General features: G+C 72.3%; 8 protein-coding genes. 3 read left to right on the top strand and 5 right to left on the bottom strand.

The annotated features are described in order from the left end of the window. Positions 1–90: aggregation-promoting factor C-terminal-like domain-containing protein (locus ACZ6I1_RS29310; protein ID WP_469287966.1), on the top strand; the 90-nt coding region annotated here is incomplete at its 5' end. A gap of 119 nt (positions 91–209) precedes the next feature. Here ACZ6I1_RS29310 and ACZ6I1_RS29305 read toward each other — a convergent pair. From ACZ6I1_RS29305 to ACZ6I1_RS29285, 5 genes are all read right to left on the bottom strand, one after another. Continuing rightward, positions 210–2,939, bottom strand: coding sequence for a beta-L-arabinofuranosidase domain-containing protein (locus ACZ6I1_RS29305; RefSeq protein WP_469291904.1), 2,730 nt, complete (start codon positions 2,937–2,939; stop codon positions 210–212). Positions 2,940–3,600: 661 nt separating this feature from the next. After that, entirely contained in the window at positions 3,601–3,939 is a 339-nt protein-coding gene (locus ACZ6I1_RS29300) for a MerR family transcriptional regulator (RefSeq protein WP_469291903.1), read from the bottom strand. Positions 3,940–4,138: 199 nt separating this feature from the next. After that, on the bottom strand, positions 4,139–4,444 hold the full coding sequence (locus ACZ6I1_RS29295; RefSeq protein WP_469291902.1) for an SCO5918 family protein: 306 nt from the start codon (positions 4,442–4,444) through the stop codon (positions 4,139–4,141). 68 nt (positions 4,445–4,512) lie between these two features. Further along, complete coding sequence (locus ACZ6I1_RS29290) at positions 4,513–6,030, bottom strand: DEAD/DEAH box helicase (RefSeq protein WP_469291901.1); 1,518 nt, start codon at positions 6,028–6,030, stop codon at positions 4,513–4,515. A 302-nt stretch (positions 6,031–6,332) separates the two neighbouring features. Continuing rightward, positions 6,333–6,536 (bottom strand): cold-shock protein, encoded by a 204-nt coding sequence (locus ACZ6I1_RS29285; protein ID WP_119101634.1) that lies wholly within the window; start codon positions 6,534–6,536, stop codon positions 6,333–6,335. 420 nt (positions 6,537–6,956) lie between these two features. On the opposite strand from ACZ6I1_RS29285, the gene ACZ6I1_RS29280 reads away from it, so the two are divergent. Further along, positions 6,957–7,463 carry a hypothetical protein gene (locus ACZ6I1_RS29280; RefSeq protein ID WP_469291900.1) on the top strand — a complete coding sequence of 169 codons (507 nt, stop codon included), beginning with the start codon at positions 6,957–6,959 and terminating at the stop codon, positions 7,461–7,463. Further along, positions 7,460–12,595: a tetratricopeptide repeat protein gene (locus tag ACZ6I1_RS29275; protein WP_469291899.1), complete on the top strand. Its 5,136-nt coding sequence runs from the start codon at positions 7,460–7,462 to the stop codon at positions 12,593–12,595. The genes ACZ6I1_RS29280 and ACZ6I1_RS29275 overlap by 4 nt, the downstream gene beginning before the upstream one ends. Positions 12,596–12,598: the final 3 nt, after the last annotated feature.

Below are 12,598 nucleotides of genomic sequence, written 5' to 3'. Positions count from 1 at the left end.
CAGATCAAGTGGGGCCTGGACTACATGAACGAGCGCTACGGCAGCCCGGTCGGCGCCTGGAACTTCTGGTCCGCCAACCACTGGTACTAAGCCGCTAAGCCGCCAGCGCCCTGCGGACGCACGAAGACGCTCGGCCGGGATTATTTCCCGGCCGAGCGTCTTTGCGTGTCCGGAGGGTCACCGGACCGTCGGCCGGGAGCGGGGCCGGGTCAGATGAATCGCCACAGGTGGTCGCTGGTGCCGTTGTCGTCCCAGAGGACCGTCTGGGCTCCCTGCGCGGTGGACGCGCCGGAGACGCCGAGTACGCGGCCGCCGTTGGCGCACTGGATCCTGAAGGTGTCGCCGCCGCCGTGGCGCAGGCGCCACCGGTGGTCGGCGGTGCCGTTGTCCGCCCACTGGACGATCCGGGCGCCGTTGGCGGTGCCGCCGTTCTCCACGGCGAGGACCTTGCCGCTGTGGGAGTTGCGCAGGCGCAGGTAGCCGCCGGTGTCGAGGACGGCCGTCCAGAGGTGGTCGGCGGTGCCGTTGTCGTCCCACTGGATGGCGAGGCCGCCGTCCGCGGTGGACATGTCCTTCACCCCGAGGACCCGCCCGCTGGCGACGTTCTGGATGCGCCGGGCACCGTCGGGGACGAACTGCCACTGGCCGGCGAGCGCGCCCGTGTCGGGTATCTGTACGGCCGCGGCACCGGCGGCGGTGGAGCCGCCTTCGATGCCGAGCAGCTTGCCGGTGTGGACGTTCCGAAGTGTGTGGTACCCGTTGCCGGCGTCGGCGACGGTCCACCGGTGGTCGGCGGTGCCGGTGTCGGACCACTGGAGGATCGGGGCGTTGTCGGCGGTGGACATGTCCTTCACGCCGAGGACCTTGCCGCTGTTGCGGTTGCGCAGCCGCAGTGAGGTGCCGTCGACGACGAGGACCCACTCGTGGTCGGCGGTGCCGGTGTCCGGCCACTGCAGGGCGAGGCCCCCGTCGGCGGTGGACATGTCCCTGATGCCGAGGACGAGTCCGCTGGCCGCGTTGACGAGACGGAAGCCGGAACCGCCCGTCCGCCAGTAGACGGTGTAGTTGAATCCCTGGGCGTCGTGGAACGGGGCGAGGCGGACCGTCGTTCCGTTGGCGGTGGCCGTGAAGGCGAGGGAGTCGCCGCTGGTCCGGGTGATCGAGGAGGGGTCCAGGGCAGGGAGCGAGGACAGCGCGCCGCTGCCGTAGTTGCCGGCGAGGACGGCGGGCCCGTAGGTGATCGCCGCGACAGCGGGGTCGTCGTTGGCGGCCTGCAAGACCACCCGCATGGGGAGCTTCACGGTGACGGTGTCCCCGGAGGTCCAGGACCGGGTGAGGGTGGCGTACGTGCCCGGGTCGGCCCGGACGGTCTGCGCGACCCCGTTCACGCTGACGGTGGCACCCGAGGTCCATGCGGGGATGCGGACGCGCATCGACCAGGTCCCGCCGACGCTGCCGGTGACCTTGAGCGTCGTGGTGTCGCCGGCCGGGTAGGCGGTGGTCTGGGTGATCGTGATGCCCCGCTGGGTCCAGTTCAGGACGGAGGGCAGGAACAGGTTCACCGTGAGCGTGGTGCCGTCGTGGAAGTAGATGGAGTCCATCAGCTTGGTGTAGGACTCGATGCCCGTACCCTGGCAGCACCAGAACGTGCCGTAATCGGTGCTCCACGTGCCACCGCCCCAAGCCGGGCCCACGCCGCGGCGGCCGCCCGGGTTGAGGGGGGTGAAGTAGGTGACGTGTCCGTGCGGGTCGGCCGGGTTCTGGGCGCCCATGACGTGGTTGAGCAGCGCCTTCTCGTAGAAGTCGAAATACGACGCCCGGCCGGGGTCCAGCTGCCACAGTTCCCGGGTCAGCTTGAGCATGTTGTACGAGTTGCACAGCTCGCAGGTGTCGGCGACGAGGAAGCCGGCGATGGCGTGGGGGGCCCGGAAGTGTTCCGCCTGGCTGTTGCCGCCGATGGCGTAGGTGTGTGAAGTGGTGCAGATCGTCCATGCGTTGGCGGCGATGTCGCGGTAGCGGGTCGTCCCGGTGGCCTTGTACTCGCGTACGGCTCCAATCCACTTGGGCACCTGCGTGTTGGCGTGCAGGCCGCTCAGCCGGTCCAGGTTCGCGGCGAGGGGGTCGAAGACCGCGGCGTGGTCGAACCGCTGGGCGGCGGTCAGCCAGCGCACGTCGCCGGTCTGTTGGTAGAGGTCGGCCAGCACCTCGTTCATGCCGCCGAACTCGGTGCCCAACAACGACTGCATCCTGGTGTGGCCGAGCGCGGCGGTGCGGCGGTCGACCCACCCGGCCAGCGCCAGGAGTACGTCGCGGGCCTGCGTGTTGCCGATGAGTCGCCACACGTCGAGCAGACCGGCCATGGTCTTGTGGATGCAGTAGTACGGGACGTTGCCGTTGTTCAGCGTTCCCGCTTCGAGGCCGGCGAAGTCCCTCTCGGGGAAGCCCGAGAGATAGCCGGGGGAGAAGCCCGCGCTGGAGTTGTTGGCCTGGCACTTGGCGAGTTCGGCCACCATGTGGTCGGCCTTGTCGCGGCAGGTGCCGTCCCCGAGAGCGGCGTACGCCTGGGCCCAGGCCGTGAGGAAGTGGCCTTGCACGTGGGTGCGGAAGGGGAACGCCGGGTCGTCCCAGCCTCCGGTCGGGGCGGCGGCGTTGGTGGAGAGCCGGTGGTTGGCGCGGAAGTTGTACAGGAGGCGGTCGACGTCGACGAAGCGGAGGTAGGCCAGGGTGCGGTTCTGGTTGTCGAGCCATCGGCTGCTGGTGAGCCGGACCTGGCCCAGGTCGAACGGAAACGTCGACACTCCGACGTCGGACCTGACCGGGGATGTCTCCGCCGCGGCGGAGCGGAGGCCGAGGACGGGGCCGGCGGCCGCGGCCACGGCCACGGCCGCGACGCCCGTCGCCTTGATCACGGCGCGGCGGCTGAAGAGGTGAGCCGGCATGGCGAACTCCATGTCCGTGAGAGAAGAAGTCGGGGAGTGCGAGGGGCGGCGCACCTCCAGGTGCCGGCCCTGCCGCCGGAGCAGCTGCCGAGAGGGGGCCGCCGTGCGTGGCGCGGGCATACGTCGCCGGCCCGGAGGTTCCGGGTCCGGCACCCGCCTGTGTGCCTGTTGCAGGAATGTTAACGCTCACAATTGGGCGCCTGTCAATCCTCTCGACAGCGGGCGCGCGGCCGGGCGGACGTGTTCCCGAGGGCAACCGGCTCGGTGCTACTTCCACGACACGATGGTGGGCCCGGCCCTCCCGCCCGACATACCAGGAGCAGGTCCGCGGGAACAGCGCACGCTCACTGGCCCGCGCCGGACTGCACGGGGAGATCCCCACTGACCGGTCCCAGGTGGAGTGATTCGGCACCGGCACCGGCCCCGGCGAGGGCGAGGCCGCGGGGCTGGGCACTACCCCGACTCGCGTCGGGCCGTCCGTATCGGGGGCCCATGCCGTCCAGCGCCTCGGGACCGCCGCCGTGGGACCCGGTGTCCTGCCTCCGTACCGGCTCGGACGCGCGCCGGCGGACTTCACCTTCATCCTGACTCCGTGCAACAGAGCCGAGCCGTCCGGCCGCACCGTCGGCGGCGGGTGCGCCACGGTCCGCCGGGCGCCGGGTCAGCCGGACGTGTCGGGTGGTGTGTCCGCGGCGCGGCGGAACTCCTCGTTGAGGCGCTGGGCCTCTTCGAGCTGGTCCTCGAGGATGACGATGCGGCAGGCGGCCTCGACCTGCATGCCCTGGTCGACGAGTTCCCGGGCGCGGGCGGCGATGCGCAGCTGGTAGCGGGAGTAGCGGCGGTGGCCGCCCTCCGAGCGGAGCGGGGTGATCAGGCGGGCCTCACCGATGGCCCGCAGGAAGCCGGGGGTGGTACCGAGCAGCTCCGCGGCCCTGCCCATCGTGTAGGCGGGGTAGTCATCGTCGTCCAGCCGATCGCCGAGCGAGTCGTCCGCTGTCATCTGCACCTCTTCTGGGGGAGCGCGTCGAGGGGCCCTGGCGTCGTACGGCACCAGGGCCCCGGAGGGAATTCAACACCATCTGCCGGCCCTGGTGTGTTTCCTGCCCCCCGCGGGCGGGTGCTCGTGCTCGCGGACGCCGCGCATGGCGAAGGCCCCGACCGGCGGATGCCGGTCGGGGCCTTCGGTGTCGTTCTGCCGCTCAGACGGAGACGCGGCTGCCGAGCATCGCGGACGCCAGCTGGAGCGGGCTCAGCGGCGTCGCGGGAGCTTCCGGCAGGCCCCGGACGGTGAAGCCGAGCTGGGTCATGGCCCGGATGACCTCGCCCGCGCTGAAGTCGCGGCGGTCCTGGCGGGTGATGACCTGTCCCACCTGCATGACGGGATAGACGCGACGGCCGACGATCACCGATTCACCCACGACGGTTTCGGGCTTGACGCCCTTCATCGATTCCAGCACGCCGGCCTTGGTGAGGTCGAACGGGAACCGGGCGATGACACAGCGCATGATGCCTCACTCAGGGGAGGAAGGGGAGGGGGGAGGGGAAGGGGATTCGACGCGGGCGCACCGGGCCTCTAGGCCGCGGCGTCGAACCTGCCCTGGCGCTGTCCGCCGCGGCGCGAGGCCTGCGAGGGGCGGCCGCGCCGGCCGCGCGAGGCGGCGCTGCGCTGGGGGCGCTCGCTCACCGGCGCCGTGATGACGACGGGGATGCCGGAGGGGGCTTGGGCGCCGGTGATGCGGTGCAGCTCGGCCTCGCCGGAACGGACCTGGGTGGTCTGCGGGACGATGCCGGCGGTGGCCATGAGGCGGGTCATGTCGCGCCGCTGGTTGGGGGTGACGAGGGTGACGACGCTGCCGGACTCGCCCGCGCGGGCGGTGCGTCCGCCGCGGTGGAGGTAGTCCTTGTGGTCGGTGGGCGGGTCCACGTTGACCACGAGGTCCAGGTTGTCGACGTGGATGCCGCGGGCGGCGACGTTGGTGGCCACCAGGACGGTCACGTGCCCGGTCTTGAACTGGGCCAGGGTGCGGGTGCGCTGGGGCTGGGACTTGCCGCCGTGCAGGGCCGCGGCCCGTACGCCGCTGTTGAGGAGGTCCTGGGTCAGCCGGTCGACGGCGTGCTTGGTGTCCAGGAACATGATCACACGGCCGTCGCGGGCGGCGATCTCCGTGGTCGTGGCCTGCTTGTCGGCGCCGTGCACGTGCAGCACGTGGTGTTCCATCGTGGTCACCGCGCCGGCCGACGGGTCGACGGAGTGGACGACGGGGTCGTTCAGGTAGCGGCGCACGAGCAGGTCGACGTTGCGGTCGAGGGTCGCGGAGAACAGCATCCGCTGGCCGCCGGGGCGCACCTGGTCGAGCAGGGCGGTGACCTGGGGCATGAAGCCCATGTCGGCCATCTGGTCGGCCTCGTCGAGCACGGTGATGTCCACCTGGTCGAGCCGGCAGTCGCCGCGCTCGATGAGGTCCGCGAGGCGTCCGGGGGTCGCGACGACCACCTCGGCGCCACCGCGGAGCGCGCCGGCCTGCTTGCCGATCGACATGCCGCCCACGACCGTGGCCAGCCGCAGCTTCACGGAGCGGGCGTAGGGGGTGAGGGCGTCCGTGACCTGCTGCGCGAGCTCGCGGGTGGGGACGAGTACGAGGGCCAGCGGCTGGCGGGGCTCCGCCCGCCGTCCGGTGGTACGGGCGAGCAGCGCGAGGCCGAAGGCGAGGGTCTTGCCGGAGCCGGTGCGCCCCCGGCCCAGCGCGTCGCGGCCCGCGAGGGTGTTCGGCAGGGTGGCGGCCTGGATCGGGAACGGCACGCTCAGGCCCTCGGCGCCGAGCGCGGCGAGCAGCGGGGCGGGCATGCCGAGCTCGGCGAACGCCTCTACGGCGGGCAGCGCGGGGGTGATCGTCCGGGGGAGGGCGAATTCGCCTTGTACGGCGGCGGACCGGCGGCCGTAGCCACCGGAGCGGCCCTGTCCTCCCGAGCGGGGCTGGCCGCCGGAACGGGCCTGGCCGCCGGAACGGCTGGGGGCTGCCGAGCCGAACCGGCTCCCGCCCGAGCGGGAGGAGGAGGCGGAGGATCGATTGTTCGTGCGTGTGCGGTTCATGCGGAACCTTCCTCGAATGCGGCGCATATCAAGGAATTCCCGCAGCGGCGAGCGCACGGAGAATTGCGAGAATGGGCCGGACGGAACATGAAAGCGAATCTGGCCGACGGGAATCCGTGCGGGCTCAGGCGCTGGAAACGGGGACGGGACGCGAACGCGGGTGTCCCCCGGGCGGGTGTCCTCGTGTGGAGGGCCGCTGAATGACCGGATCGTCCCGCAGGTGAACCCACTGCGGGGAAAACGTGCAGCTGGGGCCCGCACCCCGAGGGATGCGGGCCCCAGCTGCACAGTACGCGTCAGCGTCAGGCGGGAACGATGTTCTCGGCCGTCGGGCCCTTCTGGCCCTGCGCGATGTCGAAGTTGACCTTCTGGCCTTCCTGCAGCTCGCGGAAGCCCTGGGCGGCGATGTTCGAGTAGTGGGCGAACACGTCAGCGCCGCCACCGTCCTGCTCGATGAATCCGAAACCCTTTTCCGCGTTGAACCACTTCACGGTACCAGTAGCCATGTCAAATCTCCTTTGGGGCAGTACAGCGTGATCCGCAACGTGCGGATCACGTGTCGCCGCAATGATTGCCCCGCCGGACCAGAAAAAAAAGACCGGAAATGCACAAGCGCCTGCCGTGGACACGAGGTCCGACTGGTGCTTGAAATTTTTGGGAACCACAACTGCAACTGAGATCGACAGTAGCACGGAATGTTGCCCCGCGCCGTGAATATCCGTGCCCTCTGTGAAGCCGTGAAAAATCCTCAGGGCGCGGTCCGCCAAATTCTCATCCCGCGAACACAGATATTCAGCCGGAGCCGCCTCCACCCCGGGCCGGAACCCCTCCTCGGGGACAGATCCACCTGTCCGCCATACGGGAACGCCCGCATGGCACACTTGTGCCCTCTGAGTGGTCGAGTGCCTCGGGAGAGGAAGAGCGTCTTGGATCCTGCAGTCGCAGCCGTCGCCGCCACCGCCGCCACCACGCTCGTCACCGCGATGACGACGGAAGCGTGGGAGCACACCAAGCGTGGCTTCGTCCGCCTGCTCCGACTCGGCCGGCCCGATGAAGGCGCGGGTGCCGAGGCCGAGTTGGAACAGGCGCGTGAGGCCGTCCTCACTGCCCGCGAGCGGGGCGACGAGTCGGCCCTCGGTGCGGCGCACGACGACTGGGCGGCCCGGCTCGGCGCGGCCCTGGCGTCGAGCGCCGGCCGTTCGGCCGAGTACGAGGGGCTGCTGCGCGAACTGATCGGCGGTCAGCCCGGCGCCGAGGGCGAGATCCGCGCCCTCGCGGCGGCGCTGCGCGGGACGGGAACCGGCGGCGTCTACCACCAGGTGGTCCACAACGGCGGCGCGGGCGCACAGGGCCCGGGAGCCAGTGTCACCATCAACCACCACCACTACGCGCCCGGTGGTTCGCCGGCCCAGGCCCCCCTCGGTGAATCTTGACGGAGCCGCGCTACGAACAGCACCTCGCTGCCGGATCGGCGGCGGCACAGGGCCCGAACGCGAGCGCGACCGTCAACCACTACTACGGGACGCGGCCTCCCACGATCGAGGCGTTACCCGTCCCGGCCGCCCCGGACACCGCATGGCTGATGGCGCAGCCCAGCCGCCTCCTCGACGCGCGCAGCCGCGTCGTCCCCTTCATGGGCCGCACAACCGAGCTGGAGCGGCTGCGCCAGTGGCGGGACGCACGGGACGCGCGGCTTTCGGTGCTGCTGCTCCACGCTCCCGGCGGGGAGGGCAAGACCCGGCTCGCCACGGAGTTCGCCGAGCGGTCCCGCAGCCCGGCCCTGCCGGCGGCCGAACGCTGGCACGTCCTGCAGGCGGGATTCCGGGACGGGGCCCCGCCCCCGGGCCACGCGGCCGCCCCGCCCGACGACGGGGCCGGTGTCCTGCTCGTCGTCGACTACGCCGACCGCTGGGCGCACAGCGAGTTGGAACGCCTGCTGTCCGACCCCGTTCTGCACCAGCAGCGGCCCACGCGCGTCCTCCTGATCGGCCGCACCGTCCGCTGGTTCGCGGCCCTGCGCGGTGCGCTCGCCGACGGCCGCGCCGCCGTCGGCGACCTGCTCCTTCCCTCTCTGGACGCGGACCGGCTGCGGATGTTCACCGCCGCTCGCGACCGCTTCGGCGCGAGCGACCTGTACGACCTGCCGGACACCGCGAGCGTCGAACCGCCCGCCTCCCTGGACCGCCGGGACTTCGGCCTGACGCTGAACCTGCACATGGCCGCCCTGGTTTCCGTCGATGCCCGCTCGCGCGGTGAGCGGCCGTCCCTCGCGGAGCCCCACGAGCTGTCGGCCTACCTCCTGGACCGTGAATACCTGGCGTGGCAGCGGCTGTTCGACGCCGGTGGGCACGGGCGGGACTACCGGACCCGGCCCTCGGTCATGGCCAAGACCGTGTTCACCGCCGCCCTCACCGGAGCGGTGAGCCAAGACACCGGGACGCAGGCGCTGCGCACCCTCGATGTGCCGGGCCACCCGCAGGAACTCCTCCTCGACCACCGGTTCTGCTATCCGCCCTCCGACCGCGCACTGGTCCTGGAGCCGCTCTACCCCGACCGGCTCGCCGAGGACTTCCTCGGCCTGCTCACCCCCGGGCACGACATCACCTCGTACGACCCGGACCCGTGGGCGAGCGGTGTCCCGGCCGCCCTGTTGGACGGTGAGCTCGGACCCGCCGTGGCCCCCCGGGCCGTGACCTTCCTGGCGTCCGCCGCCGCCCGCTGGCGCCACATCGGCGAACGGGTGCTCTACCCCTTGCTGCGGGCCGCACCCGGCCTCGCGATCGCCGCCGGCAGCCCCGCCCTGACCACGCTCGCCGCTCTCGCCGACGCGGGCGGCGGCGCCGGGGAGGGAATCGACCCCGACCTGCTGGCGGTGTTGGAGGCCATCGAGTCCCAGCTGCCCCCGGGCCGCCACGTGGACCTGGACAACGGGATCCTCGCCCTCGTCGAGACGCTGATCGCGCACCGTCTGGCCGTGACCACGGCCCTCGACCAACGCGCCTGGCTGTACGGAACCTTGGCGTGGCGCCGGGCCAACGCGGGCCGTCGGGAGCAGGCGGTCGCTCCCGCGGAGGAGGCCGTGCGGCTGCACCGTGAGCTGGCCGGGAGCGACCCCGGCCACCTTCCCCCTCTCGCGAACTCCCTCGGCGTACTCGGCGACCGGCTGTCCGCCGCGGGCCGCTGGGAGGAGGCGCTGTTCGTGGCCGAGGAGTCCGTGGCGATCAGCCGCCGCCTGGCCGAGCTCGACCCCGCCGCCCACCAGGACCGCCTGGCGCGTTCCCTGACGGGGCTCGGCAACCGGCTGTCCCGGCACGGCCGCCACGAGGAGGCCCTGGCCGTCACGCAGGAAGCGGCCGAGCTGTACCGGCGCTTGTCCGACACCGACCCGGTGTACCGGCCCGACCGGGCCGGACTGCTCGCCAACCTGTGCTTGCGTCTGATCGACGCCGGCCGCACCGAGGAGGGCCTGGCCGCCAGTGAAGAGGCGGCCGCACTGTACCGGCGCCTGTCCGACGCCGACCCCGACGCCGAGCGGCACCACTTCGCGATGTCCCTCGCCAACCTCGGGTCCGCGCTGCGCGCTGCGGGCCGCACGCAGGAGGGCCTCGAGGTCACCGAGGTCGCCACCGACCTGTACCGCCAGCTCGCGGACGCCAACCCCGCCGCCCACCAGCCCGACCTGACGACCGCGCTGGTCAACCTCGGTGCGTTCCTCGCCGACTTGGGCCGCGGCGAGGAGGCCCTCGCCGCGGCGGAGGAGGCCGTGGCCATCCAACGCGGCCTGGCCGAGAACGACTTCGCCTCACACTGCCTCGATCTCGCGAACGTCCTGAACAGCCTGGGCACCCGGCTCCTCGCCCTGGGCCATGAGGAGCGGTCCCTGGCCGTCACGCGGGAAGCGGACGAACTGTTCCGGCGGCTGGCGCTCGCCCATCCCACCGTCGACCTCCCCGAGCACGCCGACGTCCGCGAGCGGCTGGCGCGGACGCCCGGCAGGATCCGGGAGGAGGCCCTGGCCGCCACGCGCGAGGCGACCGAGCTGTACCGGCTGCTGACCGAAACGGCCTCCGGCGCCGGCCTCGCCGAACTCACCGATCACGCCTCGTCGTTGGGGAAGGTGGGCCAGACCCTGGCCCGCCTCGGCCGCTTCGAGGAAGCCGTCACCGCCGTGGAGCGGGCCGCGGCCTTCCTCGTCGACACCGGTGACCGCCGCCGCGCGGCCGAACTGCTCCTCGAATCCGGCGTAGGCCTGGCCGGCATGCACCGGACCAAGGAGGCGGTCGCGGTCCTGGAGCAGGCCGCCGACCATTTCCGCCGGATCGGCGACCGCATTCTCGAAGGCACCGTACTGGTGAACCTCGGCCCCGCCCTGGCCGCCGAGGGCCGCACCGAGGAGGCCGTCACCGCTGCCGAACGGGCCGCGGCCGCCTTCCGGGGCGCCCGGGACAGCAGTGGGGGGCGGATCTTCGAGGTCGCGGCGCTCACCAACCTGAGCGTTGCGCTGACGGCCGCGCAGCGGTTCGCCGAAGCGGCCGACGTCAGCCGGCGTGCCGCCGCCCTCTCCGACGAGAGCGGCGACGGCCGCCGGCCGGGGCGAACGCTCCACACCCTAGGCAACGCCCTGCTCCGCCAGGGGCGGTACGAGGAGTCCATCGCCGCCACACGGCAGGCCGCGGCCATCTACGGGGACGAGGGGGACCGCGGCCGCGAAGCGGACTCGCTCTGCAACCTGGCGGACGCCCTGTACGAGACGGACCGGCTGGACGAGGCGATACCCGCCTACCGGCGTTCGGCCGCGCTCTTCCACGACCTGGGCGACCGCGGCAAGGAACTGTGGGTGCTCGGGCGACTCTGTCCTGCCCTGATCAACACGCGGCGCTACGAGGAGGCCGTCACCGCCACCCAGCGGGCCGCCGCCCTCAGCCGCGAGCTGGGCGACCGCAAGGGCGAGGCCGCGGCACTGGCCAACTTGGGCAACGCCTGTACCGAGACGGGCCGTTATGCGGAGGCCGCCACCGCCTGCGGCAAAGCCGCCGCTCTCCTGCGGGAGACCGGTGACCACGAGCTCGAAGCCCATGCGCTGGCCAACCGCAGCGAGGCCCTGGCCAAGGCGGGGCGGTTCGAGGAGGCCGTCACCGCCTGCGAACAGGCCGCCGCCGGCTACCACAGGACCGGCAACCGGGCACGCGAGGGCACGCTGCTGCACAGCCTCGGCATCCATCTCGCCCAGGTGCACCGGACCGCCGAGGCCATCACCACCTACCAGCGGCTACTCGGGATCTACCGGGAGCTCGGCGACCGCGCCGGCGAGCAGAAAGCGCGGCACAGCCTCTCCCTCCTGCTCGTGTACGAGGGCCGGTACGCGGAGGCCCTGCCCGTCTGCGAGCAGGCGGTCGCCGGCTACCGCGCAGCGGGCGACCGGGACAGCGAGGCCGAATCGCTCGACCGGCTGGGTTCCGTACTGATGGAGCTGGGGCGCGTCGAGGAGGCGGTCGCCGTCCGCGAACGGGCCGTCAGCGCCTTCCGTGCCGCGGGCGACGTCCGTGGCGAAGGGGCAGCGTACGCCGAACTCGCCGTATCCCTGTTCCGGCTGGGACGGCTCGAGGAAGCCGTCACCGCCGGACGGCACGCCGCCCGGATCCACCGCCGGTCCGGCGACCGCCCCCGGGAGGCCCACGCCCTCACCCTCGTCGGCCGGGGCCTGGAGGGTCAGGGACGGCCGGGCAAAGCCATCGCCTCCTTTACGCGGGCGGCCGAGATCCACCGTGAGACCGGCGACGGCAGTGCCGAGGCCGAGGCGCTGTTCCATCTCAGCAACGCCCTCTCGGCGGGGGGCCGGGAAGCGGAGTCCATCACCGTCATGCAGCAGGCCGCCGCCGGTTACCGGCAGTGCGGCGACCGGCGCGGCGAGGGCCTCGCCCTCTACCGCGTGGGCGAGGGATTCATGGACGGGGGCCGCTTCGAGGAGGCCGCCGTCACGTACCGCCGAGCTGCCGGCCTGTTCCAGGAACTGGACCTTCCGGACCTCGAGGGATCCGCGCTCCTCAACCTCTGCCGCGCCCTGCGGGCGGTGGACCGGAAGGAGGAGGCCGTCACCGTCTACCAGCGGGCCGCCACCGTCTACCCCCGGACCGGCGACCGGGAGCGGGAGAGCCAGCTCCACTTCCACCTCGGTCAGCTGCTGGAGACGATGGGCCGGACCGCGCAAGCAGTCCCCGCCTACCGGCGAGCCGCGGACCTGTTCCGGACCGGACGGGACCGCGCCAACGAGGGCCAAGCGCTCTTCCGGCTCGGCGTCGTGGCCGTGGGACTCGGGCAGTACGAGGACTCCGTCCCCGCGTTCGAGAGGTACCTGGAGATCTGCCGGGAGACCGGGGACCGTCAGGGCGAGGGCCGGGCCCTGCTGCTCCTCGGCGGCCTCCTGGTGGATGCGGGGCGGTACGAGGAGGCCGTCGCCGTCAACCAGCAGGCAGCCGACCACTTCCGTGCCTCCGGCAGCCCCGAGTCGGTGGACCTGGCCCTGAGCCACCGGCGCAAGGCACTGCGTGCGCTCGGGCGCGGATGATAG

This window comes from Streptomyces sp. NPDC046303 (assembly GCF_055588085.1).
This window is presented reverse-complemented; position numbering and strand designations above follow the sequence as displayed.

What these genes read in the sequence shown, in the direction of transcription:
- ACZ6I1_RS29305 (WP_469291904.1), bottom strand. Translation starts at nt 2,939, where the DNA reads ATGCCGGCTCACCTCTTCAGCCGCCGCGCCGTGATCAAGGCGACGGGC.
- ACZ6I1_RS29290 (WP_469291901.1), bottom strand. Translation starts at nt 6,030, where the DNA reads ATGAACCGCACACGCACGAACAATCGATCCTCCGCCTCCTCCTCCCGC.
- ACZ6I1_RS29285 (WP_119101634.1), bottom strand. Translation starts at nt 6,536, where the DNA reads ATGGCTACTGGTACCGTGAAGTGGTTCAACGCGGAAAAGGGTTTCGGA.
- ACZ6I1_RS29295 (WP_469291902.1), bottom strand. Translation starts at nt 4,444, where the DNA reads ATGCGCTGTGTCATCGCCCGGTTCCCGTTCGACCTCACCAAGGCCGGC.
- ACZ6I1_RS29300 (WP_469291903.1), bottom strand. Translation starts at nt 3,939, where the DNA reads ATGACAGCGGACGACTCGCTCGGCGATCGGCTGGACGACGATGACTAC.